30 protein-coding genes are annotated in these 24,665 nt (G+C 52.3%); 24 read left to right on the top strand and 6 right to left on the bottom strand.

Going from position 1 to position 24,665, the window contains the following annotated elements; translation table 11 throughout:
• Nucleotides 1–23: 23 nt before the first annotated feature.
• The 8 genes from NR121_RS19900 (at nt 24) to NR121_RS19865 (ending at nt 7,699) form a co-directional block, all read left to right on the top strand.
• Complete coding sequence (locus NR121_RS19900) at nt 24–257, top strand: Flp1 family type IVb pilin (protein ID WP_054818232.1); 234 nt, start codon at nt 24–26, stop codon at nt 255–257.
• 8 nt (nt 258–265) lie between these two features.
• Entirely contained in the window at nt 266–1,276 is a 1,011-nt protein-coding gene (locus NR121_RS19895; RefSeq protein ID WP_074726885.1) for a TadE/TadG family type IV pilus assembly protein, read from the top strand.
• A complete protein-coding gene (locus tag NR121_RS19890; protein ID WP_254777498.1) occupies nt 1,269–3,587 on the top strand; it encodes a hypothetical protein in 2,319 nt (772 codons plus the stop codon). The genes NR121_RS19895 and NR121_RS19890 overlap by 8 nt, the downstream gene beginning before the upstream one ends.
• A gap of 23 nt (nt 3,588–3,610) precedes the next feature.
• On the top strand, nt 3,611–4,264 hold the full coding sequence (locus tag NR121_RS19885) for a TadE/TadG family type IV pilus assembly protein (protein WP_074726948.1): 654 nt from the start codon (nt 3,611–3,613) through the stop codon (nt 4,262–4,264).
• Entirely contained in the window at nt 4,261–4,770 is a 510-nt protein-coding gene (locus NR121_RS19880; RefSeq protein WP_235594297.1) for an A24 family peptidase, read from the top strand. The genes NR121_RS19885 and NR121_RS19880 overlap by 4 nt, the downstream gene beginning before the upstream one ends.
• Nucleotides 4,771–4,785: 15 nt before the next feature.
• Nucleotides 4,786–6,294 (top strand): DUF6382 domain-containing protein, encoded by a 1,509-nt coding sequence (locus tag NR121_RS19875; protein ID WP_054818236.1) that lies wholly within the window; start codon nt 4,786–4,788, stop codon nt 6,292–6,294.
• 3 nt (nt 6,295–6,297) lie between these two features.
• On the top strand, nt 6,298–7,209 hold the full coding sequence (locus NR121_RS19870; RefSeq protein ID WP_074726886.1) for a PP2C family protein-serine/threonine phosphatase: 912 nt from the start codon (nt 6,298–6,300) through the stop codon (nt 7,207–7,209).
• A 199-nt stretch (nt 7,210–7,408) separates the two neighbouring features.
• Nucleotides 7,409–7,699 carry a Dabb family protein gene (locus NR121_RS19865; protein ID WP_054818238.1) on the top strand — a complete coding sequence of 97 codons (291 nt, stop codon included), beginning with the start codon at nt 7,409–7,411 and terminating at the stop codon, nt 7,697–7,699.
• 18 nt (nt 7,700–7,717) lie between these two features.
• Here the strand turns inward: NR121_RS19865 and NR121_RS19860 are convergent, their stop codons facing one another.
• Together NR121_RS19860 and NR121_RS19855 are read right to left on the bottom strand one after the other, a co-directional pair.
• On the bottom strand, nt 7,718–8,149 hold the full coding sequence (locus tag NR121_RS19860) for a DUF2269 family protein (protein ID WP_054818239.1): 432 nt from the start codon (nt 8,147–8,149) through the stop codon (nt 7,718–7,720).
• 123 nt (nt 8,150–8,272) lie between these two features.
• Nucleotides 8,273–8,605: an ASCH domain-containing protein gene (locus NR121_RS19855; protein ID WP_062408716.1), complete on the bottom strand. Its 333-nt coding sequence runs from the start codon at nt 8,603–8,605 to the stop codon at nt 8,273–8,275.
• A gap of 124 nt (nt 8,606–8,729) precedes the next feature.
• On the opposite strand from NR121_RS19855, the gene NR121_RS19850 reads away from it, so the two are divergent.
• The 3 genes from NR121_RS19850 to NR121_RS19840 all read left to right on the top strand — a co-directional run bounded on the left by NR121_RS19850 (nt 8,730) and on the right by NR121_RS19840 (nt 13,420).
• The gene (locus NR121_RS19850) at nt 8,730–9,764 is read left to right on the top strand and encodes a M42 family metallopeptidase (protein ID WP_062410934.1); all 1,035 of its coding nucleotides are present in this window, start codon (nt 8,730–8,732) and stop codon (nt 9,762–9,764) included.
• On the top strand, nt 9,761–11,680 hold the full coding sequence (locus NR121_RS19845) for an ABC-F family ATP-binding cassette domain-containing protein (RefSeq protein WP_074726887.1): 1,920 nt from the start codon (nt 9,761–9,763) through the stop codon (nt 11,678–11,680). The genes NR121_RS19850 and NR121_RS19845 overlap by 4 nt, the downstream gene beginning before the upstream one ends.
• A gap of 126 nt (nt 11,681–11,806) precedes the next feature.
• On the top strand, nt 11,807–13,420 hold the full coding sequence (locus NR121_RS19840; RefSeq protein WP_062408714.1) for an ABC-F family ATP-binding cassette domain-containing protein: 1,614 nt from the start codon (nt 11,807–11,809) through the stop codon (nt 13,418–13,420).
• 79 nt (nt 13,421–13,499) lie between these two features.
• Here the strand turns inward: NR121_RS19840 and NR121_RS19835 are convergent, their stop codons facing one another.
• On the bottom strand, nt 13,500–13,697 hold the full coding sequence (locus NR121_RS19835) for a hypothetical protein (RefSeq protein ID WP_074726888.1): 198 nt from the start codon (nt 13,695–13,697) through the stop codon (nt 13,500–13,502).
• 89 nt (nt 13,698–13,786) lie between these two features.
• Here NR121_RS19835 and NR121_RS19830 point away from each other — a divergent pair, with 89 nt between their 5' ends.
• The 8 genes from NR121_RS19830 to NR121_RS19795 all read left to right on the top strand — a co-directional run bounded on the left by NR121_RS19830 (nt 13,787) and on the right by NR121_RS19795 (nt 19,851).
• The gene (locus NR121_RS19830) at nt 13,787–14,131 is read left to right on the top strand and encodes a thioredoxin family protein (RefSeq protein WP_254611212.1); all 345 of its coding nucleotides are present in this window, start codon (nt 13,787–13,789) and stop codon (nt 14,129–14,131) included.
• A 54-nt stretch (nt 14,132–14,185) separates the two neighbouring features.
• Nucleotides 14,186–14,569, top strand: coding sequence for a kinase-associated lipoprotein KapB (gene kapB / locus NR121_RS19825; RefSeq protein ID WP_074726889.1), 384 nt, complete (start codon nt 14,186–14,188; stop codon nt 14,567–14,569).
• Between the two features lie 18 nt (nt 14,570–14,587).
• Complete coding sequence (locus NR121_RS19820) at nt 14,588–15,976, top strand: sensor histidine kinase (protein ID WP_074726890.1); 1,389 nt, start codon at nt 14,588–14,590, stop codon at nt 15,974–15,976.
• Complete coding sequence (locus tag NR121_RS19815; RefSeq protein ID WP_062408710.1) at nt 15,977–16,636, top strand: response regulator; 660 nt, start codon at nt 15,977–15,979, stop codon at nt 16,634–16,636.
• A 139-nt stretch (nt 16,637–16,775) separates the two neighbouring features.
• Nucleotides 16,776–17,855 (top strand): Gfo/Idh/MocA family protein, encoded by a 1,080-nt coding sequence (locus tag NR121_RS19810; protein WP_054818243.1) that lies wholly within the window; start codon nt 16,776–16,778, stop codon nt 17,853–17,855.
• Between the two features lie 6 nt (nt 17,856–17,861).
• Nucleotides 17,862–18,512: a trimeric intracellular cation channel family protein gene (locus NR121_RS19805; RefSeq protein WP_062408708.1), complete on the top strand. Its 651-nt coding sequence runs from the start codon at nt 17,862–17,864 to the stop codon at nt 18,510–18,512.
• A gap of 24 nt (nt 18,513–18,536) precedes the next feature.
• Entirely contained in the window at nt 18,537–19,037 is a 501-nt protein-coding gene (locus NR121_RS19800; protein WP_062408707.1) for a hypothetical protein, read from the top strand.
• Nucleotides 19,038–19,113: 76 nt separating this feature from the next.
• A complete protein-coding gene (locus tag NR121_RS19795) occupies nt 19,114–19,851 on the top strand; it encodes a YhcN/YlaJ family sporulation lipoprotein (RefSeq protein WP_054818246.1) in 738 nt (245 codons plus the stop codon).
• 115 nt (nt 19,852–19,966) lie between these two features.
• On the opposite strand, the gene NR121_RS19790 is transcribed toward NR121_RS19795, so the two are convergent.
• Nucleotides 19,967–20,302: a winged helix-turn-helix transcriptional regulator gene (locus tag NR121_RS19790; protein ID WP_054818247.1), complete on the bottom strand. Its 336-nt coding sequence runs from the start codon at nt 20,300–20,302 to the stop codon at nt 19,967–19,969.
• Nucleotides 20,303–20,480: 178 nt separating this feature from the next.
• Here NR121_RS19790 and purT point away from each other — a divergent pair, with 178 nt between their 5' ends.
• The 5 genes from purT to NR121_RS19765 all read left to right on the top strand — a co-directional run bounded on the left by purT (nt 20,481) and on the right by NR121_RS19765 (nt 23,978).
• Complete coding sequence (gene purT / locus NR121_RS19785) at nt 20,481–21,659, top strand: formate-dependent phosphoribosylglycinamide formyltransferase (RefSeq protein ID WP_074726891.1); 1,179 nt, start codon at nt 20,481–20,483, stop codon at nt 21,657–21,659.
• A gap of 117 nt (nt 21,660–21,776) precedes the next feature.
• Nucleotides 21,777–22,046 carry a hypothetical protein gene (locus tag NR121_RS19780; RefSeq protein ID WP_054818248.1) on the top strand — a complete coding sequence of 90 codons (270 nt, stop codon included), beginning with the start codon at nt 21,777–21,779 and terminating at the stop codon, nt 22,044–22,046.
• Nucleotides 22,047–22,272: 226 nt separating this feature from the next.
• On the top strand, nt 22,273–22,776 hold the full coding sequence (locus NR121_RS19775; protein WP_062408705.1) for a metallophosphoesterase family protein: 504 nt from the start codon (nt 22,273–22,275) through the stop codon (nt 22,774–22,776).
• A 23-nt stretch (nt 22,777–22,799) separates the two neighbouring features.
• On the top strand, nt 22,800–23,141 hold the full coding sequence (gene ytxJ / locus NR121_RS19770; protein ID WP_074726892.1) for a bacillithiol system redox-active protein YtxJ: 342 nt from the start codon (nt 22,800–22,802) through the stop codon (nt 23,139–23,141).
• 33 nt (nt 23,142–23,174) lie between these two features.
• Nucleotides 23,175–23,978: an alpha/beta hydrolase gene (locus NR121_RS19765; RefSeq protein ID WP_054818249.1), complete on the top strand. Its 804-nt coding sequence runs from the start codon at nt 23,175–23,177 to the stop codon at nt 23,976–23,978.
• Here the strand turns inward: NR121_RS19765 and NR121_RS19760 are convergent.
• Together NR121_RS19760 and NR121_RS19755 are read right to left on the bottom strand one after the other, a co-directional pair.
• The gene (locus tag NR121_RS19760) at nt 23,909–24,427 is read right to left on the bottom strand and encodes a MarR family winged helix-turn-helix transcriptional regulator (protein WP_074726893.1); all 519 of its coding nucleotides are present in this window, start codon (nt 24,425–24,427) and stop codon (nt 23,909–23,911) included. The genes NR121_RS19765 and NR121_RS19760 overlap by 70 nt on opposite strands.
• A gap of 12 nt (nt 24,428–24,439) precedes the next feature.
• A complete protein-coding gene (locus NR121_RS19755; RefSeq protein WP_249929437.1) occupies nt 24,440–24,589 on the bottom strand; it encodes a hypothetical protein in 150 nt (49 codons plus the stop codon).
• Nucleotides 24,590–24,665: the final 76 nt, after the last annotated feature.

Raw genomic sequence — 24,665 nt, 5'->3', positions numbered from 1 at the left:
AGACGAGAAGAGGAGGGTGAAGGATGAACAATTGGCCGATAGGTTGGAAACCATTGTGGGAAGAGGAGGACGGTCTCGGCACACTGGAAATTTTGTTGATTGTCGCCGTATTGATTATCATTGCGATTGCGTTTCGGAAGTGGATTATTGAATGGATCGATGGTTTATTTAAATCAGCAAACCAAGAAATTATCGATAACCAAAACAATTATGAATCGGATAAAGTCAGAATCAATCCTCCTGCTTCACAAAATTAGGTGCTCTGATGATGAAACGAATCCATCGCTTTCTCAGGGACCCGGCAGGTCAAATCATGTTGGAGGCGTCGCTTGCGCTGCCGGCCGTTTTCCTGGCCACGGTGCTGCTCTTATTTCTGGCGCTCTTTAGCTATCACCAGGCTTCGCTGCAGTATACGACAGCCATGGCATCCGAACGTGCGGCCTATATTTGGGATAACAGCAAAAAGGATCCGCTCACAGGCGCGGTGAAGGCGGGAGACAACGACGGTTTGTATTGGCGGCTTACGAACGATAACGTTTCTCATATGTTCAGTTTTTTGCTGCCGATGCCGTCGGCATCCGTCAAACTTCCTCTGACTCCAAACAACGCTTCCGCAGATAGCGGACCACAAGCGAAACTGGTAAGAGCAGCGAGTACCATTGCAGCTGATGAAGCTCAGGGAGAGCTGGGGTACGAAAATTTTGGCGTGCTGCGTTTTGTCCGGGCGGCGCTTCATAAGCCAATGCACCTTCCGGACTTTGCGCAAAGGCTGTGGGGCAGGGCTAACGTCAGCGGAGCCTCTAAATCCTATGTGGTCGATCCGGCGGAGACGATCCGCCTAACCGATCTGACACGAACGTTTATTGGAGAAATTCAAGGCAGAATCAAGCCTAAAGATGCGCTCGCGGCGATGGTTGAACCTAAAACCTCCGTTAAGGAAAAGCCCCTGATCGATAATGAAAAGAAGGCAGCTCAATATTTGCGTCTGCTCGTCAGCGGCACAGAAAAGGAGATAGAGGTTAATCCGGGAACCATGCGAAAGATTGACGCGTTGGATGCCGGAGGGGTGGCCCATCAAGCCTACTATACCTTTAATGAAAAAAATTTACGCGAGGTTCAAATGGTCAAAGATGCCGAGCTGCTCAAGAAAGGGACGGAAGTGAAGGGGGTCGTCTGGCATTTTTTTAAGCCATCCAAACAAGACAAGGTAAAATTATCGCCTGGCTTGCTGCGTGAACTGGAGCGAAACGGGATCGTCGTGGTCATTCATGAATAAAACGAATCGGGAGGTGGGTGAACTGAGAAGCCGGAACCGACTTTGGAAGGAGCAGAGCGGTGCCGTCTCGATCTATTTGATTGCGGTCCTTGTTCCCATATTTTTATTGTGCGGGCTGTTGATCGATGTGATGAGGTGGAAAAGCGCGGATAAAGAAGCGGAGAATGCGGTAAAGGCCGGAGTCCGCTCTACGCTCTCCGCATATTCCAAATCGCTGCAGACTTACGGGCTTTATTCGCTTCATTCCGGAGGCGATGGGGCAAACCGGATCTTTGAACGGACCGTTGCCGGCAATGTGTCCGAGGCAGCAGAGCCGGATCGCTTTCGGTTTATCGATCAGCGGTATGAAGCGGGTTCCGCCCGGATCACACCCATGTATGCTCTCTCCAACCACGGCATATTTAAACAGCAAATACTGGAGGAGATGAAATACCGGGCTCCGATGATATATGGGCTGGAGCTGGCCGACAAGTTCAAGAAAACCGGGGTGGCCGCCGGATTGGGCCAAGCCTCCCGATTCGGTGAGCATGCCGCTAGGGTGGAGAAGCTGTTGGAGGAACGGGACCTGCGTCTGGACGAGGCTTGGGAGGCCTTTCTCGATATCCGTCAAAAGGCGACGGAGATGCATCCGTTCTATCAAACGCACTTGCGTGATTTGAACGAACTCAGCGGGCGTATCGGAATTCATACGATCGAGAATGTCCGGTCTACGCTCCAAAACGCCAAAGCCCAGGTGGAGACCATTCAAGAGCAGATCCGAAGCTTGAATGCATCGATCGCTGCAATGGTCTCGGCCGGAGCTGTGACTGCCGAGGCTTTAGCCCAGCTGAATCAAGCCCGTGTGAATCTTGAGCGGCAATTGGATGAGGCCGTGCAAAAGGTCATGGAGTACGAACAGCTTCTGCAAGATCTTATCCGATATGCAGAAGTACTCGCTATGCTGAAACTGAAATCCACGGCAGATATGAAAGCATTAAGCTCATTGCATGAAGCTTACGGCCAAGCGATGAGTCTGGCCAAGAAGGCAAACGACGAGCTCAACGCCGAAATCTCCCGGCTTGCTTCTTCTCAAGCGGAGGACAGCGGTGCATTGGAAGCCGAAAAGGTCTTTGGACACGTGCATCTTGTCGACCGGCAGGATTTGGACGAACAGGAAGCCGGCGTTAGCGCCTCGGTCTCCAAATTTTACGGAGTTCATGCCCAAATCCAGGACGGGTTGATGTTCACGCAGCAAAAATATGCCGCCACCATGTCTTCTCTGGATGGTTTCCGTCAGAAGGCGGATGAAGTATTTTCCAGATACAATCCGGGGCATGAGGAGCGTCAACGGATAAGCGGCGCAAACCGGACGGCCAAGCGGGAACAGCGGTCAAAAACACAAGCTGTGCTGGATCAGATTCAGCGAGGCCTTGGAAGCTGCAGTCTGATCAGCGGAACGGATCCATATGAAGGATATTACAAGGAGCTGCAAGGAAATCCGGCCGAGCGCGAAAGATCGGGGTATGTTCAATCCTATTTGGAATGGAATCAAGCCGCGAACGCGGCCGCACCGGTTCCCGACGTCAATCTGCGAACACCCGATGAAGCCGGTTTGTCGGCTTTAAGGCTTGTCACTGAGCTTGAGCAGGCCCTTATGGAGATCAGGGATGACTTTTATATCAACGAATTTGCGGTAAGCAAATTCAGTTATCGTACATTAGGGCTTGAAAAAGATGCCTTCGGTCAAGTCAAAGCCTCCAAAGAGCTTTCGGCTCCTCAACAGCATCCGCTCACAAACCAGGAGGTGGAATACTTGCTTTATGGGGCGGGGTCATGCGCCGGTAATTATTCCATGGCATACGCGGAGATGTTTGCGTTCCGGCTGGCGGTTGGCGTACTGGAATCGCTTCTCGAACCGCAGAGCAAAGTATTAACCGCGGGCTCGCCGCTGCTGGTTTTGCTCGCAGCCATTGCAGAAGGAGCGCAGCAGGCGCAGCAGGACATGGCTAGGCTGATCCAGGGCGAACAGCTTCCCGTTTCCAGCAAACTCGGGAACCTTTTGACGATGGGATATAAAGATTATTTGCGTGTGTTTCTGCTTCTGCACAGCCGGGAAGAGACGCTGTTATCCCGTATGCAGGGACTTTTGCAGTTGAATACGGGCCTCGATTTGCGGGAAGCTTCGACCTATGTCACGGGCACGGCTTCGACCTCGTTTCAGCTTTGGTTTCTTCCGCGGGTAATGAAAGCGATAGGGAAATCGGAGTTTTCCGGCTGCGTCATCGAAGGGAACAGGTGCCGAATCACCAAGACGGCGGATTATACATATTAGGGGGGCGGAAGAGCTTGCGTATTATGAAAGAGCAGCAGGGAAGCATTGTGCTGGAAGCGGCGTTGACGCTGCCTTTCTTTATCGCCTTTGTTACGCTGCTCACTGCTTTCATACGGCTGTCTCTTACGGAGATGGCATTGCAGTCGGCCGTTTCGGAATCGGCTAAGGTCGTTGCTGCGAATATGTATCCAGTAGAACAATTGTACAGAGAAGCGAAATCCCGGTGGTCAAACAGCCGTGCGAGCGTATGGCTCGGCCATGCTGCGGCCCAGGCGGATGCGGCAAGACAGAAGGTGTTGGATGCCGAACAATTTGTGGAGCAATACGGGCGATGGATTCCGGAGCCGCTTGTCCGCTTGGCTCAATGGGAGAAAGAGCGGAGGGAGCAGCTTGAGGCATTAGGGGGCTCTGCTGCGGCGGAAGCCAAGCAGGAGCTCGAGCGTCGGCTGGCGGAAGCGGCAACGCCTATCATTGCATCATTGGCCGCGACGGACCGGCTGGAGAGGGAGAAGCTGCTGGTTACGAGGCTTTCGTTTCCCGATTTCGATCACCATGAGGAGGTCTATGTCACCATTGAGGCACAGTATGAATACACGTTTGCCGTTCCGTTTTTCAAGAAAACGATCATGCTGCGAAAAAAAGCGCTGGAGCGTGCATGGGTGGGAGGGGAATCATGATGGCGCTGTGGCTTTCGGGCTTGTTGCTTTCCATTGCTTTTGTAACGGACATTACGAAGCATAAAATTCCGAATTGGCTTACGGTTTCCGGAACCGGGGCGGGGGTGGTTTGCCATGCCGCTGCCGACGGTTGGAACGGTTTGTGGTTCGCTGGTCTTGGATTTCTATGCGGCTTTGTTCCGATGCTGGCCTTATATGCGATACGTGCAGTAGCTGCCGGTGATGTAAAGCTGTTTGCCGCATTGGGATCGCTTGTTGGCGCGACCCTTGTATTGTATGCTATGGCAGCTTCCCTTCTGGCGGCCGGATGTATCGCCGTAGTAATTTTGTTATGGCGCAGCGACGGAGTTCAAAGGCTGAAAGATACGGCTGTGTCACTGCTCCGCATCGTCATTTTCCGCGATCTGCACCCGTCTGAATGGGCAGGGGATCCGGGAAGCCGTCTGCGCTTTCCTTTTATGTGGGCTGTAGCGCCGGGGGCGGCGTACACCCTTATTTTAGGCTGAGAGGAGGACAACGGAGTGGATCAGCAGCTTTATGGTCTGCAAGTGAATTACGTAAGCGAGCATGGGCATTATATGGTTCTCACTTTTCCTCATGGAGAGCAGGAAGAGCTATCCTCCTTTCAGGTCAATATGCTCTCGGCCAACCGGATTCCCAGACTGCTTGAGCTGCAGGTAGAAGCGAAGGATGGCCAAATACGGCTTCACTACAACATCACTGGCAAGAGAATGCTTGCCTATTGGCTCCGCATGGAGCAGTTGACGCTTCGCAGTTATTATAGTTTGCTGCTAAGGATCGTTGAAATCCTCGATGACAGTAAAGTTTATATGCTGCAGCCCGGACGATATGTGCTTAAGGAAGAGTACATCTACTGCGGCAGCGGATTGCAGGACCTGTATTTGACTTACGTGCCCAAAAACAATTTGACAGGCAAACATCCGGTGTCCTCGGATATTCAGCAGTTGGCTTCCCGTTGGATCCACCGCGTTACCGAGCTTCATGGCAACGGCTTTCAGGAACTGATGCGCTATTTGCAGGAGGATTCCTTCAACTTGCCCGAGCTGAAGCAGCTGCTGCACAACCAGTTGAACCTTCTTGAGGAAACTCCCGCAGCAGTTCCGTCCGGGATTCCATCGTCCTTGGAGCTGCCGGAGAAACCGTCTGCCGTTGATCGAAAAATAATGGAAAAGCCGCAGGAGCGCCGAGAATTCGATGATATGCAGCACGCGCAGGCCGTTTCGCCAATCTTGTCGACAGATGAGGTATACGAAGCCCGAGGCAGGGAAGAGAACCGGCACAAGAAGAAGCAGCTCTGGATCGTACTCTTGACTGTGCTGATGTGGGGATTGATTTGGAAGCTTTATGCCGATCAGCCCCAAGAACTTATGCTGTATGTCTGTGCCGGACTGACTGTGCTGTTCGGTGCGGCCGCCCTTGTCTTCCTGCGCCGGATTCGTCATGCTGCAGGCACCGAAGCTGAGGATGAGCCGTCTGTAGAAGATTGGGCTCCTGATTACGGGGATGCCGGAGGCGACGGCGGATTTTTCTCGAGAATCGGCCTTGCGGAACCGGTGCAGCGGAAGGAGCCGTTAAAAGAGGAGATCCAACCGGTGGAACCGTTTCCTTCCTTAACCCCTGCGCCTGATCTGGCGATGCGAACGATGCTGCTCAGTCCTCCCGACGCCACCGTATTCCTTGGAAGGCCTGCCCGAAAGGAAAAGCGCGCTGCGCCTTTCCTGGAATTCTTCAGGGATGGCGTTCGGCAGCAGGCTTGCATTCAAAAGCCCGGCTTCGTTATAGGACGCGCTGCTGATGAAGCGGATTTGATCCATGCCGAAGAGGGGGTGTCCCGTCTTCATGCGGAAATCTTACAGGATCAGGAAGGATATGGAATTCGCGACCTGGGTTCGCTCAACGGTACGACCCTGAATGGGGAAGCTCTGGTACCATACCAGGTGCAGCCTTTGAAAGAAGGTGATATAGTAAAGATCGTAACGACCGAATTTACGTTTAAAATGGGGTCTTGACGGGTGAAAAAAACGATTGCCGTGCATTGGCGGTACGGAGCGGCCACGCACTCCGGGTGGTTTCGCACATGGAATGAAGACCGCTCGCTGCTCCGGATGGGGACGAGCCGGGAAGGAAAGCCTTATGCCGCCGCAGCCATTGCCGACGGGATGGGAGGGACGGCCGACGGCGGTTGGGCCAGCGAGCTTGCCGTACAAAGGGTAAAAGCATGGCTCGACAATCGCTTGCCCCAGCTTGTTTCGGCAGACGCTTTAACGGCGTTGGCGCAGGAGGGCGAAGCGCTTTTTCGTTCTATAAACAGGGAAATTCGTGATGCGGCGATCCAAAGAAACGATGCGCTCGGCACAACGCTCACGCTGCTCCTTCTTGTTGAACCTGTATATACCATTGTCCATGTGGGAGACTGCCGGATTTACCGCTTAAAGCCGAACGGCCAATGCGGCCGGTTGACCCGTGACCATTCATGGGCTGCCGAGCAGGTGCGCAGGGGACGGATGTCCGCGAAGCGCGCCCGCACGCATCCGAAGCGCCATGTCCTGCTGCAGTCGCTTGGCATGCGTAAGGATCCCGATATTTACATACGTTCCGGCTTGTATTCGGCTCATACGTTGTTTCTCGTAACAAGCGACGGATTTCATAATCTTTATTCCGATCCATCCGTTGCTTCCATGCTTCGCAAGCTGCGGCAAAGTGGAATGGACGCTCAGGAGATGTGCGATGAGCTGCTCTCCAGGGCTTTGAGTAAGAAATCGGAGGACAACATCAGTCTGCTGCTGCTGGAGCCGTCAGGAACGGCGCCTGTTTCTGTCAGGAGACGTGTGAACGTCCATTTTCAGCTAAGCATTCTTTTCCTGAAAAGAATGCTTGGCGTATTTTCTGTTATTCTCCGCAATTGGAAGTCAGGATTTCAGTAGATTACGGGACACTTTCAATGTTATAATGAATTCTTGATAAAGAAATTTTCTTTTATAGGCAGTAAAATCCAATGGCTGACGAATTGCGCCGCTAACTTCGGAAAAATTCTGCAAATGGCAGATTATCCATATACAGCAGCATATCGACGCTATGAGATGCAGCAAAAAAAGATATGGGATATAAAGGGGAGAGAATGAGATGATAACCCATGTAGTGATGTTTAAGCTGAAAGACCGGAGCCCGGAGTCCGTAAAGGCGACTTACGATGTGCTCAAAAATATGGAGGGGAAAATTCCGGTGCTTCGCCATATTGAAGTGGGTACCGACGTGCTTCATCTGGAACGTTCCTATGACATCGTGCTGATTACGAAGTTCGATTCGCTTGAAGACCTGCAGGTGTACGACAATCACCCGGTCCATCTTGAGGTGAAAGCGCACATGAAGCAAGTGCTCGACGGAACCAGCATTTGCGTCGATTTCGAGAGCTGATTCCGGTATGAGCAGCGGTTACCAAAGCTGAGGCTTCATCACCATCAGCCACAACATCAGGAAAAGAACGAATAAATAGATGTACAGCGCCCGTCCCAGCTTTCGGACCAGGGCGATGCGGTCATGAACCGGTTCGCGCAGCTTGCGGATGGTTGGAGAAAAGGCGCGCGCCAGGAAGAACAGCGAGGCGAACAGTACGATAAACGTGCCTGCGATCCATGACGTGGTCCAAGGCCAGTCGCCCAGCCACATAAGGAGCAGCCCGGAACCGACGAGGACATGTCCGGCATGCTTGGTCAGGCGAACGGTGAATTGGAACGAATCCAGATAGGAATCCGTCACGGCTCCCTCGGAGCTTTTCAGCTTCCGGAGCATAGGAATAAGCACGATGTAAGGTCCGATCGACACCATCGCGCTAAGGGAATGAATGAATACAAGCCAAGGATACATGAAATAAGGCCTCCATCGTTAGGGAGTACAAAAACAGTGTAGCAGGCGCCTGTTGACGGGCGGGGTGCGGAGAGACCGCACCTTGGGTTGCCGTCGAAAAGGCGGCTACACTGTTTTTGCATATCATACCGCGCGGAACTCGTGAACCCACACCTTCATGTGAGGCAGCCAAGGCATTCCGGCATGCATGGACAATATGTAATTTTTGTATGCTTCCACATTAGGGTATCCTTCGGTTTGAACGGCTTCGTCCGTTAACTCGCCCAAGGACTGCTGGTATACTTTCGTGATTTCGAATTTACGGCCTTTCAGCTCCATGATCTCGCCGACATCGGCGTAGCGTCCGTTTCGGCGAGTCGCCGTTTTTTCGCCGCTTAGCACCTTTTCTACGTCGTTTTCCTTGGTCACCAGTTGGTCGATGCTGCAAGTTTTGGGCGGCAATGCTGTTTCTGACATGTAAAATTAAACCTCCTTCATTGTGTCCAAACGTAGCTTACACGAAAATGAAAATAGAAGCAAGAAAGGGGCGAAGACCTTGAAATGGAACGTCAATCAAGACTATGTGCTTCAGGTGCTGGACATGCTGCTCAAAACGCCGAGTCCAAGCGGCTTCTGCGGGGAGATCATGGACAAGCTTGCCCGGGAAGCCGATAAACTTGGGTATGCGATGGACTTTACCCCCAAAGGCTGCGGCATTATCGAGGTGCAGGGACGCCGTGAGGACCCGGTCATCGGCCTGTCCGGGCACGTCGATACGCTCGGTGCCATGGTGCGATCGATCAAAGGGAACGGCGCTCTGCGTTTGACCTTGATCGGAGGATACATGATGGGGGCCATTGAGAATGAATACTGCCGGGTGCATACCCGTGACGGAAGGACCTACGATGGTACGATCCTGACCCATAAGCCGTCGGTTCACGTCTTTTCGGATGCCCGTGACCTGAAACGGGAAGAAGCCGTCATGGAAGTGCGTCTGGATGAACCTGTAAGCAGTGCGGACGAGGTAAAGGCGCTCGGCATCGCCCCCGGTGACTTTATTTCATTTGATCCGAGAACGCAGTTTAAAACCAACGGATTTATTAAATCGAGGCATCTCGACGATAAAGCGGGGGTGGCTGCGCTGTTCGGGCTGCTTGAGCTCATCAGGCGGGAGTCGGTCGTACCTGCACGCAAGCTGAAGATATTGATCAGCACCTATGAGGAAGTCGGACACGGGGCGGCCTGGATTCCGCAGGATATCGAAGAAATGATTGCCGTCGATATGGGGGCCATCGGCGACGACCTGACCTGTACGGAGTTCGATGTGTCGATCTGCGCCAAGGATTCCTCCGGTCCATACGATTACGCGATGACCACCAGACTGATCGAGTTGGCAAAACGCGATGGACTGAAGCATGCCGTAGACATCTATCCGCATTACGGATCGGACGCTTCCGCAGCGCTTCGAGCTGGCGGCAACATTCGGGCGGCGCTGATCGGACCGGGGGTGCACGCCTCCCACGCGATGGAACGGACGCACGTCGAAGCGATCGTACAGACAACGGCCCTGCTCGCCGCATACGTGACGGAGCCCGCAGAACCGTATTCTATTGCGAAGGAGCGAGGAGCCTCGTGAACATATTGACGGTTGAACATTTATCCAAAAGCTATGGTGAAAAAGTACTTTTTGACGATATGACATTCCAGATCAATGAAAAGGAGCGGATCGGTCTTGTCGGCGTGAACGGCACCGGCAAGTCAACGCTGCTCAAGGTGATGGCCGGACTGGAACCATTGGAGCAGGGCAAGCTGATTCATGCCAATCATTTCCATGTCGAGTATCTGCCGCAAAATCCTTCATTCGATCCGGATTCTACGGTGCTCGAACAAGTGTTTTTCGGTGACACTCCGATCATGCAGGCGCTCCGGGAATATGAACGGGCGCTTGCCGAGCTGCAGCTGGCTCCGGAGGATGAAAAGCGGCAGGCCAAGCTGTTTGCCGCGCAGCAGCGAATGGATGCCACAGGAGCATGGGATGCGTCTACAACGGCGAAGACCGTGCTGACCAAGCTCGGTATCCGCGACTTCGGCCAAAAGGTCGGTACGCTTTCCGGAGGACAGCGCAAGCGCGTGGCAATGGCGCGAGTGCTCATCCAACCGGCGGATTTACTTATTCTGGATGAGCCCACCAACCATATCGACCACGAAACGGTGGAATGGCTGGAGGATTTCCTGGCAAAATGGAAGGGAGCATTGCTGCTGGTTACGCATGACAGATATTTTCTGGATCGCGTGACGAACCGGATCTTTGAGCTCGACCGGGGCAAGCTTTACAGCTATGAAGGCAATTATGCATCGTTCCTGGAGAAGAAAGCGGACCGGCTTGAGCGGGAAGCGGCGGAAGAGGATAAGCGTCAAAATCTGCTGCGCCGCGAGTTGGCCTGGCTGCGCCGGGGAGCGAAGGCCAGAACGACGAAGCAAAAGGCGCGTGTGGATCGCGTTATCGAGCTGCGCGACCGCAAAACGGACGGACCGGCGGCGAACCTGGATATTTCGCTCGGCGCAAGCCGTCTCGGCAAAAAAATAATGGAGCTGGAGAACGTCACCAAATCAATCGGAAGCCGGACATTAATCAGGGATTTCAGCTATATCGTGCTTCCGGAAGACCGTATCGGCATTATCGGACCGAATGGCAGCGGGAAGTCGACGTTCTTGAATATGCTGGCCGGGCGTCTGAAACCTGATGAGGGCGCCATCGTCACAGGGACGACGGTGAAGCTGGCGTATTATACGCAGGAGAGCGTGGAAATGGATGAGAAGCAGCGCGCCATCGACTACATCAAGGAGGCGGCGGAGGTCGTACGCACGGCAAGCGGCGACACGGTGACCGCAGCGCAGATGCTTGAGCGCTTCCTGTTTACCCCTGCTCAGCAATGGACGCCGATCGGGAAGCTGTCGGGCGGAGAAAAGCGCAGGCTCTACCTGCTTCGCACATTGATGGGAGAGCCGAACGTGCTGCTGCTGGACGAACCGACCAATGATCTCGATATTCAGACGCTTACGATTCTTGAGGAGTACCTGGAGGATTTTCCCGGTGTTGTCATCACCGTATCCCATGACCGGTATTTTCTGGACCGGACGGCCGATCACTTGTTTGTGTTCGAAGGGGAAGGACGGGTTACCAGGTTTTACGGAAACTACACGGAGTACATGGAGTCCGTCCGGCTGACGAAGCAAGCTGAAGCGGAGAAACGGGAATCGAAGCCGGCCGAGGCTTCTGAAGCTGCCGCCAATGATAAGCGCGAGCCGAACCGTCCCCGGAAGCTTTCTTACAAGGAACAGAAAGAATGGGACGAAATCGAAGGCATTATCGCCGGGCTGGAGGAGCGTTTGGCGTACGTTAGACAGGAAATTGAAAAGGCCGGGAGCGATTACGGCAAGGTGCAGGAGCTGTACCGCGAGGAGCAGGAGCTTACCGTCAAGCTGGAGCAGACCATGGACCGCTGGGCGGAGCTGTCCGAGCTTGTAGAAACGATTGCACGGAACAAATAGACCGAAGCGTAAAAAAACTTACACGTATTGGGAACCGTATGCAACTTGTGCTATAATATAAATTTGGAAGCTGTCATCTTTTTTAAGGGATACTTCAGTCTATTTGGAAAGTAGGTTTTTTATCATATGATTACCGTTACGAACGTCACCTTGAGATACGGAAAACGAGCTTTATTCGAGGATGTCAACATCAAATTTACACCGGGAAACTGCTATGGCTTAATCGGCGCTAACGGTGCCGGTAAATCGACCTTTTTAAAAATTTTGTCCGGCGAGCTGGAGCCGAATAAAGGCGAAGTAAGCATTACTCCGGGCGAACGGCTGGCCGTGCTGAAGCAGAACCATTTTGAATATGAAGAAGTGGAAGTGCTCAAAACCGTCATTATGGGCCATGCGCGGTTGTTTCAGATTATGGAGGAAAAGGACGCTTTGTACGCCAAGCCCGATTTTTCCGAGGAGGACGGGATGCGCGCCGCGGAGCTGGAAGGCGAGTTTCAGGATCTGGACGGCTGGCAAGCGGAATCCGATGCGGCCGAGCTTTTGATCGGGCTCGGTATTCCCAAAGATCTGCATGATCTGAAAATGAAAGAGCTGGACGGCAATCAGAAAGTACGTGTTTTGCTGGCTCAAGCCCTGTTCGGAAATCCGAACATCCTGCTGCTTGACGAGCCGACGAACCATTTGGATATCGAATCCATCAATTGGCTGGAGAATTTCCTGGCCAAATTCGAAGGGACGGTCATTGTTGTATCCCATGATCGCCATTTTTTGAATCAGGTATGTACGCATATTGCCGACATCGATTTCGGTAAAATCCAGCTTTATGTCGGTAACTACGATTTCTGGTACGAATCGAGTCAGCTTGCCTTGAAGCTTGTCAGAGAGCAGAACAAGAAGACGGAAGAGAAGCGCAAGGAGCTGGAGGAGTTCATTCGTCGTTTTAGCGCAAACGCGTCCAAATCGAAGCAGGCGACCTCCCGTAAGAAAATGCTTGAGAAGCTGCAGCTCGAGGATATTAAACCGTCCACAAGGAAGTACCCGTTCATCAAATTCACGCCGGAGCGTGAAGCGGGCAAGCAACTGCTTACCGTTGATCGGATCAATAAAACGATCGACGGGCAGCAGGTGTTGAACAATATCAGCTTTACGGTCAATAAAGGCGATAAGATCGCTTTCGTTGGACCGAACGGCATTGCCAAGACCACGCTCTTCCAAATTCTGATGGGCGAAATTGAAGCGGATTCGGGCGAATTCAGCTGGGGCATAACGACTTCACAAGCGTATTTCCCGAAAGACAACTCCGCTTATTTCGATACGGACTTGAACCTGGTCGATTGGCTGCGCCAATACTCCAAGGAGCAGGATGAATCGTACATCCGCGGGTTCCTTGGACGCATGCTGTTCTCCGGCGAAGAAGCATTGAAGAAGGCGAGCGTGCTGTCCGGGGGCGAGAAGGTGCGCTGCATGCTTTCCAAAATGATGATGAGCGGCGGCAATGTGCTGATTCTGGATGAGCCGACAAACCACTTGGATCTGGAATCTATCACGGCGCTCAACAACGGATTAATCGACTTCGACGGAACGATTCTTTTCGTTTCTCATGACCATCAATTCGTGCAAACCATTGCCAACCGGATTATCGAAATTACTCCGAACGGTTTGATCGACAAGAGCATCACATATGATGAATACTTGGAGAATGAAGAGATCAAGAAGCAGCGTGAAGCGCTGTACGCATAACGGAAACAGGAAAAAGGATGAGCTGCCGCCGATCAAGCGGTGCTCATCCTTCTTTCCCATACGGCTGCGGAGCGCAAGACTAGCTCCCGCCGGTACGGCGCCTTTGGTTGTTTGGCTTTTTATTGTTCTGGCTGCGCATGACCGCATCGCTGCCTGCCCGCTGCTGGGCGTTTGCCCTGGCTTCGTGCTGCCCTTGTTTTTTCTGCGCGAGCTTGTTTTTAATGGCATCAGCCAAGCTGATCTTGCGCGGCTCGTTTATGTTCGTGGAGTCTGACATCTTTCACACCTGCCCTTGTCATATATAGCTACATTCTAATAGATTAGTACACAAGGAAGCAACATGTAAAAAAGATGGGGGAGCAGACGATGCTGCCGGAATGGACCGAGAAGCAACTGTTGAAACGATCGGGCGGTAAAGCGGCGAAGCAGGATATTCGCTTTATCTATTTTTATACGCCACTGTGCGGGACTTGCAAGGTAGGCATGCGCATGCTTGAAGTCATCGCGGCCATGCACCCGGACATTCCTGTCGGCCTCTGCAATATCAACTATGCCCCGGGACTGGCTCACGGTTGGCAAATTGAGAGTGTCCCTTGTCTCGTCCGGATCGAGGACGGAAATCCCGCCGCGCTTCTGTACCGCCTGGGAAGCGTACAAGAGCTTCGCCTGTGGATGCTGGACGAGAGCGGCAAAGTAACCGATCGGTCTTGAAGATTTGAAGATCAATCCAACCTATCATCCTTCAAAAGGAGACGATCCTAAAATATGGAATCATTCGCTTATGAACCGGGCACGCGGGTCAGAGCTTCCTACAAAACCGGCGAATATATCGGTGAAGTGGTGGAGCAGACCTCCAACGCCAAAGCTGCGGTGAAAATTTTAGCTGTAGTCAAACATCCGACACAGGGCGATTTGCACACGAATATGGACCCCGACGTGGCGTTCTTTCATCAGAGGCGTGCGCTTGCATATCAGGAAATCGCGCTGATGCCGTTAAATACGGTTCGGCCTTATAGCGGCCCGGTGCCGGATTACAAAGAGTCACTGCACAGTGCCCTGCAGCGGCAGGAGGAAGAACTGCGGCGGATGATTCGCTGGGCCGAGCGCTGCCTCCATGAATTGGAGCTTTTGAAAGGAGAATATAATTAGGACGGAAGTGTGTCAGCTATGCTGTTTGTAGTCATCGGACTATGGTCGATCGGCCTGCTCCTGATCGTAACCGACCCGAAGCGGCAGACGACACGGTGGATCAGCAGCATCGCATTTACCGGAGGGTCCGGCGGAATGGCCGCCGTCATCGGGGATCAGCTTATACCTTATTTGGCCGGCCGCGGCTGGATGACGGAACTGCTGGCGGAGTTGCTTCCCATCGTGGAGACGGCTTGTTCGCGTATTTGTTACTACGGTTTGCCCTACACGTTCCTGATGTTTGCCGTCGTTTATTATCCGGGTTACTCGTTGTGGACCAAAAGACGCTATATCCCCTGGCTGCTTCTTGTTCCGGTTCTGCTCTCTTTGGCTTTCGAGCCGAAGCCGAACGAGCCTATTCCTTATAGTTACGTGACCCTATGGGCAGCTCCGTATATTTTAACTGGCATTGGGCTGCTTGTGGCAGCCACGCTGAAGGAACGCAATTCATTTCTACGGCGCAGCCGGATGATGACGACGGCGGCAGCGGCGCCTGCATTGTTTTTTGCGCTGTTTACGCTTTATTTGCTGCCGCATTTCTTTGAAACGTACGAATGGTGGCGTTACAATGCCTGGGTCATTGCGTTTACTTTAGCCGTCATCATCGTCTCCAGCTTCCGTTACGGATTTATGGGACTTCAGATCTCTATCCAAAACCAAAAGCTCGATTATACGCTTCGTGCGATCACCTCGGGAACATCCATTCTGAACCATGCGATCAAAAATGATGTGGGCAAAATCAGGCTGTTTGGCGATAAGATCAAATCGGAAGCCGTGTCCGGGCAGGCGGATTCTTCTCGGATCATTCAGGATGTTGAAGTCATTTTACAGGCATCGCAGCATATTTATGACATGATATATCGCATACATGGACAGACCCAAGAAGTAGAGCTTAAGCTTGAGGAAGTTCGTCCGGCGGAACTCATGCGGCAGTGCCTGCGCATGCTGTCGCCGGAGCTTGCGGGCATTGAAGTGATTGAACAATATACGTATAACGGCACCATGTCGGCTGACCGGGTGCTGCTTGCAGAGGTTTGGACGAACGTGCTGACCAATGCGATGGAAGCGATGCCCGGCGGCGGACGGTTAACGGTCAGATTGACGGAAACAAAGCGAAAAATCGTCGCGGAAATCAAGGATACCGGACCAGGCATGGAAAAACATCAGCTAAAACGGGTGTTCGATCCGTTTTACTCTACCAAAAAAGGGAAAAACATGAACTTCGGATTAGGTCTGTCATACTGTTATAATATAGTTCAAAAGCACAAAGGAACGATTAGCATTCACAGCAAACCGGGTCAAGGAACCAGTGTGTTCATGCAGTTTCCGAAACGGAAACCGCTTGCGGCGGAAAGGGAGTTGGGTTAAATGGAGCAGAGCGGGATTCGCGTCGTGATCGTAGAGGACGATCCTGACTGGCTGCGCGGGCTGCAAAGCTACCTGCAAAAGGAACCGGATATCAGGCTGGTCGGTCACGCTTCTTCCGGGAAAGCGGCGGTGGAGCTGCTGGAGAAGACGGAAGCGGACGTTGTTTTAATGGACATTATGATGTCTGATAGCCCGGAAGGGATTTGGGCTGCTGCGGAAATCGTCAAGTGCAGCGGCGCGCGCGTCATTATGCTTTCTTCCATGGAGGATAAGGAATTGATTTTCGACGCGTTCAAAGCCGGGGCCGTGGATTACATGGTCAAATCCAATTTCACCGAAATCCCGCAGGCCATTCGCAGCGCTTATGCCAACCGAAGCGCTATTCACCCCAGCGTAGCCGCACAAATGCGCGAAGAATTCCGGCGCCTCAAGCAGTTGGAGAAGGAGATGCGGGCCAAAGAACTGAAAAATTTGCTTACACCGACTGAAATTCAGGTGCTCGATTTGATCGATAAAGGGCACACCCAGACGCAAATCGCCGACAAATTTGTGATCTCCATACGAACCGTTAAGGTTCATGTCGGCAATATTCTTAAAAAGCTCGGGGGCAAAAGCAGTAAAGAAGCGGCGCAAAAGGCCAAGGATATGGGCATTTTGTAGCCCGTCTCAAGGAAGCGGCTGACGAGGGGAAAAGAGCCCGGAGGAAGCCGTTTTTTTCAATTACCTTTTCCGCCCGGTATATGATATAGTAGGTACAGTTTGGATGCAACAACACGGCAAACGGAGGAAAACGCAAGTGATGAGTACAAATGATAAAATTCAAATCGGCATCATCGGTGCCGGAGGAATCGGAAATGTCCATCTTCAAGAATTCGGTAAAGTTTCCGAAGCGCAGATCGTCGCGGTCACGGACGCTTACCAGCCTATGGCGATCGAACGGGCCAAGCAATACAACATTCCGAAAATTTATAATACATATCAGGAACTGCTGCAGGATTCCAGCATCGATGCGGTAATTATCGCCGTACCGAATGAGTCTCATGCTCCGATAGCTATCGATGCCCTGCAAGCCGGCAAACATGTGCTGCTGGAGAAGCCTATGGCGATTAACGCCGCTTCGGCTAAAGAAATCATGAAGACGTACCTCAAGTCCGGGAAAGTGCTGATGATGTCCCATCAAATGCGTTGGGATTCGTTAAATATGCAGGTGAAAGAGCAAATTGACAAGGGCGCATTGGGAAACATCTACAATGTCAAAGCGGGCTGGATGCGCCGCAAAGGCATTCCAGGCTGGGGCACATGGTTTACCCGGATGCACAAAGCAGGCGGCGGACCGCTGATCGATTTGGGCGTTCATATGCTGGATCTGTCGCTCCATTTCATGGGCAGTCCGAAGCCGGTCTCCGTGTTCGGTACGACTTATGCGGAGTTTGGACCGAAGAAGAGAGGCATCGGCACCTGGGGCAAGCCGGACTGGGACGGCTTCTATGATGTGGAGGACTTGGCTACGGCCTTGATCAAGCTGGACAACGGCAGCACGCTGACACTGGACGTAAGCTGGGCGGCGCACACGACTTTCCAGGATAACGGCCCGTACATTTATTTAATGGGTTCGGAAGGCGGAGCCTCACTGCGCGGCGGCAAGGGCGTACTGCATAGCGAGCTCTTTGACCGTACCGCCGATGTCGAACTGACGGCGCCGCAGGATGACGAAGGTCCAAGAGTCAGGATGAGCCGTCATTTTATTGAATCCATCCGCAATAACCGCGAGCCGATCGCCTCAGCGATGTCGGGGTTAACGAACAGCCTGGTGCTGGAAGCCATCTATGAATCGTCGCGCACGGGCAATGTCATTACTTTGGACTGGAATCTGGATTAATGACTCATGAGTGAACTGATGGAGCTTCATTTACAACTATTCAGCCTGATCGGTACGATTGCGTTTGCCATTTCTGGCGCGGTAGTAGCCATGGAAGAGGAGTACGACATGCTTGGCGTATTCGTTTTGGCTTTTGTGACGGCTTTTGGCGGCGGCGTCGTCCGCAATGTGCTGATCGGAATTCCGGTTACGACGTTATGGAACCAGGGCTTCTTTTTAAAAATCGCGTTATTTGCCGCATTTCTCGTTTTTATCGTGCCTGTAAGCTGGATCCGGCGATGGAAAACCTGGGAGTCGCTTTTCGATGCCATCGGCTTGGCTGCGTTTTCCATTCAGGGCGCTTTGTATGCGACGCAGATGAATGTGCCTCTCAGCGCCGTCATTGTGGCTGCGATGCTGACCGGAATCGGAGGGGGCATCATTCGCGATGTGCTGGCCGGCCGGAAGCCGCTGGTGCTGCGCGATGAGATCTATGCCGTATGGGGCATGCTTGCCGGTCTTGTCATTGGTATGGGATGGTTTCAAGGCTCCTGGCCTTTGTTATTTTTGTTCGCGCTCATTGTCACCTTACGCATGCTTTCGGTGACTTTCAAATGGCGGCTGCCCCGGCGCTCGCTGCGGCTTTCGCCGGAACGATGGGATGATAAGATTTCATAAAGCGTAAAGGAGCTTGGATTCAATATGACATTGGGCGGATCTTGGACGGAGTGGAAACGTGTGCCTTCCCAAGTGCTTGGAGAGCGCTTGAAGACCGTTCGTTCCTTAAAAGAGCTTGAACATGAAATGTATGAAATTGCAAAAGATATAGAAACCGGAGAGCATTATTTGCACTATGCTTATCTGCACCGGAATTTCAAAGCCGTCGGGCCGGATTCGGGGCAGGAAGAAGTTTTTCATCAATTGATGCCTCTCACCAGCGATGATGTGCTCGGTCTGTTGTTTGGAGAGCAGCCGTACGATTATCCCAACCATTGGGATAAACCTTTTTTGAGGAATGGACCGGAGGGCGATTATGTTTGGTTTGATCCCTCTTATGCCGCGGAAGAAGAGGAGCATGAGGCGCTGGGACTGGAGATCGCGCAGCAGCTCGCCAAATTCAAGGCGGAGGGGGATCTTTCCGAGGACAGCGTGCGGAAGCTTCTGGACAAGCTGAATAAGGATGACGGAGAAAAAAAGGAATAATGCGCATATTTTCCGGACAGTGATTCATCCTAAGCGTGAGTCGATCAAGACAAGCAACAGGAGGGACGATCGAAGGATGAACATAAGCATAAACCGGAAGCGCCCGTTATTCCTTTTCTCCGCGGCAGTCTGTTTGCTGCTTCTCGGCGCGTGTGCAGGAAACAAGCCCGAGGCCAGCCGTCCTGGAGGAGGCATGGAGGATTACCGCCAGCAGGCGCTCTTCGACCGGGATTCGCGAAACAACGAGGACCCGTCCCTCGGTGTAAAGCAGCGCTGGGTGGATGAGCAGCAGAATCGTAAGGGTACGGAGTACAGCGGACGTGAGCAGCTCGATATGACCAACCCTCATTTGACGAATACGGCCGGTTTCGACCCGCAGTTGGCGGAGAGGGTGAAAAGCTTGCCCGGAATTCAGGAAGCGCAGGTGCTGCTTACCGAAGTGAACGGTTATGTAGCGGTCGTCATGGAAGGCCATAATCCGGATTCAGAAGCTTCGCCCGACATGATGAAATACCGGATTACACCTGCAGGCGGCGTAGGCATATTTGCTTCAGAGCGAGGTCCGAACCAGTATTCCTGGACGGAGAACGGCGGCTTATCGACAAGCTTGTCGGATGAAATCCGAAAGCTGGTGCTGCAGCATGCCCCGACAAATATTGATCAGGTATACGTGTCGGCCAATCCGAATTTCGTGCAGCGGATCCGCCTATACGCCAAGGAGGAGCAAGAGCGCGGCACGTTTACGGATTATATGAACGAGTTTAATACGATGGTTCAATATGTATTTCCAGACGATACGAATACAAGGAAATGACAAAAAACTCCTGTGTCGGGTAATCCAACCGGTACCAGGAGTTTTTAATATCCGAATGGCGATATGTGATTGGCATACATAAAAAACTTTTAATATCAACAGGATGGAAACGGGGTCACTTGACCCACGTTTCTCCCCACTTCTGCACGGCATCCATTACCGGCTCCAACGCTTTTCCCTTTTCCGTCAGCTGATATTCGATTCTTACCGGTGTCTCCGGATAAACATTTCGGCTGATCAGGCCGGCCGCCTCCAGCTCCTTGAACCGCTCTGCAAGCATCCGGTCGCTCATGCCGGGGATCATCTCGGAGATATCCTTGAAACGGCATGGTCCTTCGAGCAGAGCGCGGATAATCAGACCGCTCCAGCGCTTACCGAGTATTTCGAAAGCAGCTTCGAATTTAGGGCAAAGCTGCTGCCTGGCACATACAGGTTGCGAGTTTTCTGTCATCGTCTTCACCTCTTCTTGGTTCTATTTTAACATAATTAACTTGACAATTGTAAGGTTGTTAAAATATAATCTTAAGCTTTTATGTGCCGGCTTTCTAAAATTTTCTTGAAAAATCATTTCAAGTACAGTATAACTGCGTTAGGCATTAAAATGATAAGATTTTGGGAGGAACGTTTACATGTATGGTGCACCGCTATCTGGACAAGCCAAAAAAATGCTGCTGCTCGGTTCGGGCGAGCTGGGGAAAGAGGTAGTGATCGAAGCGCAGCGGCTTGGTGTAGAAACGATTGCCGTGGACCGGTATGCCAATGCTCCGGCGATGCAGGCGGCTCATCGGTCTTATGTTATAAACATGCTGGACGGCGAAGAGCTGCGGCGGGTCATCGAGCAGGAGAAGCCGGATCTGATCGTTCCAGAGATCGAGGCGATCGCGACCCCGACGCTGGTGGATTTGGAGCGGGAAGGATACAAGGTTGTGCCAACGGCAACGGCGGCCAGACTCACGATGGACCGCGAAGGAATCCGCAGACTTGCAGCGGAACAGCTTGGCCTGCCTACGGCCAAATTTGCCTTTGCCGACAGTTTGGAACAGCTGCGAGCCGCAGTCGCTCAAATTGGCACTCCATGCGTCATTAAACCGATCATGAGCTCCTCGGGGAAAGGACAAAGCATTTGCCGCACTCCGGATGATGTAGAAGCCTCATGGAATGCCGCGATGGAAGGGGGACGCGCCAAAAAAACGCGTGTCATCGTGGAGGAATTTATCCATTTTGATTCGGAGATTACCCTGCTCACGGTTCGTTCGGTGTCCGGTACGACGTACTGTGCGCCTATAGGGCACATTCAAAAGGACGGCGATTACATCGAATCCTGGCAGCCGCATGCCATGAGCGAAGCGCAGATCCGGGAAGCGCAGCATATAGCAAAATCGATTACCGATGCGCTGGGCGGGGCAGGGATTTATGGTGTCGAGCTGTTCCTGGCTCCGGATCGTGTCTATTTCAGTGAAGTTAGTCCGCGTCCTCACGATACAGGGATGGTTACCATGGTAACGCAGGATTTGTCTGAGTTTGCGCTGCACGTCCGGGCGATTCTCGGTTTTCCTGTTCCGACGATTCGTCTTCTGACGCCAGGAGCCTCCTATACTTTGAAGGCGGATAGGGAGACGGAAACATTCCGGATCGGAGGGCTTGAGGAAGCCCTGGCGGTTCCGAATTCGCAAGTGCGGATATTTGGGAAACCGGAGACAAAGAAAGGCCGCCGTATGGCCGTGGCGCTCAGTTCGGCCGATACCGTTGAACAGGCGCGGAAGCAGGCTAAGGAGTCGGCATCGAGCCTGAGGATCGAATACCAGTGAAGGGCCTTTTCATGTGAATGACAGGGCAGGTCGCTTGACGGAGAGTGTTAAAAAACGATATGATTCATATTGCAAACGGATTGCCGCTTTAATACATAAAGGAAAGAGGTGCTGAAGATGGCATATAATCCTCAAGTCGTTGATGCCAAAATCGTCAGTCACAATTCGAAGAACGGGTTATTCGAAATCGTAGCTCAACTCAAGGACCGGACGGTTTGCCGTCTTATTTACGAACAAGACGTTTCCGGAGGCGCGAAGGTTACTCATATTAACCGTCTGCTCAAAGAGCCTTGCCCGATTTGCCGTAAAGATTATTTGTGCAACTGCATGGGACGTTTTAAAGAGGATATTTCCTCGCAAGCGTTGAATTTGACAGGCATGCCATAAGTACTTCATGCCGTCCGCAGACCGTTTGCGGCAGCACCCGTACAAACCATTACCGGACTATATAAACCCATGAGCGCATAGGCTTATGGGTTTTAGTTGTCTGAGCCGCCTTGCGCATCAACGAGAAAGGCGGCTTTTCTCGTTGAGACGTCGGCAAAGAGCTTTTTCTTTTAAGAGCAATTATGGTAAAATAAAGGGATAAACAAATCAGGAAGGATGGGGTTCGATGCGAATCGGCGTCGTCTCGGACACACACATGTTCAGAAGGTCCCAATCACTGCCTCAAGATTTGGTAGAAGGTCTTCGGGGAGTGGACATGATCCTTCATACGGGCGACTGGATTGATGAAGAGGTGGTTGATCTCTTCGCCGACCTGGCTCCGATAGACGGCGTTGCCGGTAACAATGACGGACCCGCAATCGTCCGCAGATTCGGCCGCCGAAAGGTGCTGGAGCTGGCGGGTTACCGGATTGGCTTGATTCACGGCGATGGAGGTCGTTCAACCCCGGATACGGCTTTTCAAGCTTTTTGGGATTCGGATGGTAAGGGGACCGTTGATATTATTCTGTTCGGACATTCGCATACGCCCTATTTGGAAAGAAAAGACGGAATACTACTGTTCAATCCCGGTTCGCCAACCGATAAACGCCGGCAGCCCCGTTATTCCTTTGGCATTCTTCGCCTTGGCGCGGATGTGGAAGCCGAACATCATTATTACGATCATAAATAAAGAAATGAAAGGAAGCGGAACACATGGCACATTGGAAAGAGATTACGACGAACGAGGAATGGAACACCATTTTTGAAGGTACCACTTCGAAGCCGGTTGTGGTGCTGAAGCATAGCACGGCTTGTCCGGTCAGCGCCAACGCTTTGGAGGAATTTGAAGGCTATCTGAGCAAAAACCCGAATACCGATGTCGATTACATCCTTGTCAAAGTGATTGAATCCCGTCCGGTATCCAATCAAATCGCTGAGGATACGGGGATCAAGCATGCGTCTCCGCAAATTTTATATATCAAAAATAAAGAAACGGTCTGGAACACCTCCCATTGGTCTATCACCAAGCAGCATATGAGTGCCGTTCTGAATTAATGCGCACCGAAACAAGCAAAGGAGAGGGATCGAATGAGTGTGAAGCCGTTTTCGTTTTTTTCAGGCGCGTTGTACTCGAGAAAAGTTTGTCATGTCTACCTTCCTGCAAGCTACGAGCAGTCCGAGGAAACGCGGTATCCCGTTATTTATTTGCTTCATGGGCTGAATGGCGATGAAACCAGCTGGATCGTCAAGGGTAATGCGGAAGCTACGCTTGATGATATGATCTCCTCCGGAGCGCTCCGGGAAAGCATCGTAGTGATGATTAGCGACGGTGGATACGGGCACGGAACGTTCTATGTAAACTGGTATGACGGCAGCGGACGGTTCGAGGATTATGTACTGTACGACGTGATTCCCGCCATCGACCGGGAGTTTCGGACCATCGCTGACCGTACGCAAAGAGCGGTGTGCGGATTATCCATGGGCGGTTACGGCGCTTTCGTGCTCGCGCTGCGAAATCCGGACGTATTCGGTGCGGCAGCCAGCATATCCGGGGCGCTCATGTCTGCGAATTTGATGACCGAGCAAATGCTTCGTTCCGAGGTTGTCCGGATGACCGGTCCGGTGCATGGGTCCTACGTAAAGGAGCTTGACCTGCACGTGCTTGCATCGCGGCGCGTCCGGGAGAAAAATCGGCCGGCGCTGCATTTTAACTGCGGCTTTTCCGATTACTTATATCCTTTGAACTCCGCTTACAAGGCGCTGCTGGATCAGCTTGGATATGAGCATGAGTATATGGAGTTTGAGGGAGATCACAATTGGGACTATTTCGGAGGGCATTTGCCCGAAGCGCTGAGCTTCATCGAACGAAGCTTTCCTTCAACCCAAACCTGACCCTCAAACAGAAAGCCCGCTGCCTGGAACTCTGGCTGGTTCCCAGGCAAGCGGGCCTTTTTTTGTTTTTTTGAGCGAGGTGTGATTCCCGGACCGGGTAGGCCCCTTCGGGTTCTTCTTGATCCAGGGGATGAGATCCATCGGAGAACCGGCGGGATACCGCCCTGAGAAACTAACGCTTTTTTGGCGGGGAGGGCTTCGGATAAACGGTGCATAAACTCCAAGAACTGTTGTCTTTCAGCTTCGCTGAACTGCTCGAACGGTTCGGATAAGGTTTGCGCCCACAATGTTTCGGTTTGGCGAATCACACGTTTGCCTTCCTCCGTCAGCTTCACCCATCTCACACGGGCATCCGGCTCGCTGCTTTCCCGGTAGGCCAAACCCGCTTTTTCGAGACGGTCCACCATTTGCGACATCGTACTGGAGCGAACGTCCAGATGACCGGCCAACTGCCCGATCGTTTAGGCTCCGTTCCGGTAAAGATTTCGCATCAGCAGCCATTGTACACGGGTCAGGGAGGTTTCCTGCTGATCGAACGTTTGGGAGCGTAAATGGCGGTTTATGGTTTGCAAATACATGACAAAATGCTCGAGCGCTTCTTTGGATTCCATCTTTTCACCTTATCTGTATGATATGGCGAAACGAAATCATGCAGCAAGAACGATTCGTCTTGACTTTTCTTTGTTC

Source organism: Paenibacillus sp. Pae15, from assembly GCF_024519685.1.
Taxonomy (GTDB): Bacteria; Bacillota; Bacilli; order Paenibacillales; family NBRC-103111; genus Paenibacillus_G; species Paenibacillus_G naphthalenovorans.
This window is presented reverse-complemented; position numbering and strand designations above follow the sequence as displayed.

What these genes read in the sequence shown, in the direction of transcription:
- NR121_RS19900 (WP_054818232.1), top strand. Translation starts at nt 24, where the DNA reads ATGAACAATTGGCCGATAGGTTGGAAACCATTGTGGGAAGAGGAGGAC.
- NR121_RS19895 (WP_074726885.1), top strand. Translation starts at nt 266, where the DNA reads ATGATGAAACGAATCCATCGCTTTCTCAGGGACCCGGCAGGTCAAATC.
- NR121_RS19890 (WP_254777498.1), top strand. Translation starts at nt 1,269, where the DNA reads ATGAATAAAACGAATCGGGAGGTGGGTGAACTGAGAAGCCGGAACCGA.
- NR121_RS19885 (WP_074726948.1), top strand. Translation starts at nt 3,611, where the DNA reads ATGAAAGAGCAGCAGGGAAGCATTGTGCTGGAAGCGGCGTTGACGCTG.
- NR121_RS19880 (WP_235594297.1), top strand. Translation starts at nt 4,261, where the DNA reads ATGATGGCGCTGTGGCTTTCGGGCTTGTTGCTTTCCATTGCTTTTGTA.
- NR121_RS19865 (WP_054818238.1), top strand. Translation starts at nt 7,409, where the DNA reads ATGATAACCCATGTAGTGATGTTTAAGCTGAAAGACCGGAGCCCGGAG.
- NR121_RS19860 (WP_054818239.1), bottom strand. Translation starts at nt 8,149, where the DNA reads ATGTATCCTTGGCTTGTATTCATTCATTCCCTTAGCGCGATGGTGTCG.
- NR121_RS19855 (WP_062408716.1), bottom strand. Translation starts at nt 8,605, where the DNA reads ATGTCAGAAACAGCATTGCCGCCCAAAACTTGCAGCATCGACCAACTG.
- NR121_RS19850 (WP_062410934.1), top strand. Translation starts at nt 8,730, where the DNA reads ATGCTGCTCAAAACGCCGAGTCCAAGCGGCTTCTGCGGGGAGATCATG.
- NR121_RS19840 (WP_062408714.1), top strand. Translation starts at nt 11,807, where the DNA reads ATGATTACCGTTACGAACGTCACCTTGAGATACGGAAAACGAGCTTTA.
- NR121_RS19835 (WP_074726888.1), bottom strand. Translation starts at nt 13,697, where the DNA reads ATGTCAGACTCCACGAACATAAACGAGCCGCGCAAGATCAGCTTGGCT.
- NR121_RS19830 (WP_254611212.1), top strand. Translation starts at nt 13,787, where the DNA reads ATGCTGCCGGAATGGACCGAGAAGCAACTGTTGAAACGATCGGGCGGT.
- kapB (WP_074726889.1), top strand. Translation starts at nt 14,186, where the DNA reads ATGGAATCATTCGCTTATGAACCGGGCACGCGGGTCAGAGCTTCCTAC.
- NR121_RS19820 (WP_074726890.1), top strand. Translation starts at nt 14,588, where the DNA reads ATGCTGTTTGTAGTCATCGGACTATGGTCGATCGGCCTGCTCCTGATC.
- NR121_RS19815 (WP_062408710.1), top strand. Translation starts at nt 15,977, where the DNA reads ATGGAGCAGAGCGGGATTCGCGTCGTGATCGTAGAGGACGATCCTGAC.
- NR121_RS19810 (WP_054818243.1), top strand. Translation starts at nt 16,776, where the DNA reads ATGAGTACAAATGATAAAATTCAAATCGGCATCATCGGTGCCGGAGGA.
- NR121_RS19805 (WP_062408708.1), top strand. Translation starts at nt 17,862, where the DNA reads ATGAGTGAACTGATGGAGCTTCATTTACAACTATTCAGCCTGATCGGT.
- NR121_RS19800 (WP_062408707.1), top strand. Translation starts at nt 18,537, where the DNA reads ATGACATTGGGCGGATCTTGGACGGAGTGGAAACGTGTGCCTTCCCAA.
- NR121_RS19795 (WP_054818246.1), top strand. Translation starts at nt 19,114, where the DNA reads ATGAACATAAGCATAAACCGGAAGCGCCCGTTATTCCTTTTCTCCGCG.
- NR121_RS19790 (WP_054818247.1), bottom strand. Translation starts at nt 20,302, where the DNA reads ATGACAGAAAACTCGCAACCTGTATGTGCCAGGCAGCAGCTTTGCCCT.
- purT (WP_074726891.1), top strand. Translation starts at nt 20,481, where the DNA reads ATGTATGGTGCACCGCTATCTGGACAAGCCAAAAAAATGCTGCTGCTC.
- NR121_RS19780 (WP_054818248.1), top strand. Translation starts at nt 21,777, where the DNA reads ATGGCATATAATCCTCAAGTCGTTGATGCCAAAATCGTCAGTCACAAT.
- NR121_RS19775 (WP_062408705.1), top strand. Translation starts at nt 22,273, where the DNA reads ATGCGAATCGGCGTCGTCTCGGACACACACATGTTCAGAAGGTCCCAA.
- ytxJ (WP_074726892.1), top strand. Translation starts at nt 22,800, where the DNA reads ATGGCACATTGGAAAGAGATTACGACGAACGAGGAATGGAACACCATT.
- NR121_RS19765 (WP_054818249.1), top strand. Translation starts at nt 23,175, where the DNA reads ATGAGTGTGAAGCCGTTTTCGTTTTTTTCAGGCGCGTTGTACTCGAGA.
- NR121_RS19755 (WP_249929437.1), bottom strand. Translation starts at nt 24,589, where the DNA reads ATGGAATCCAAAGAAGCGCTCGAGCATTTTGTCATGTATTTGCAAACC.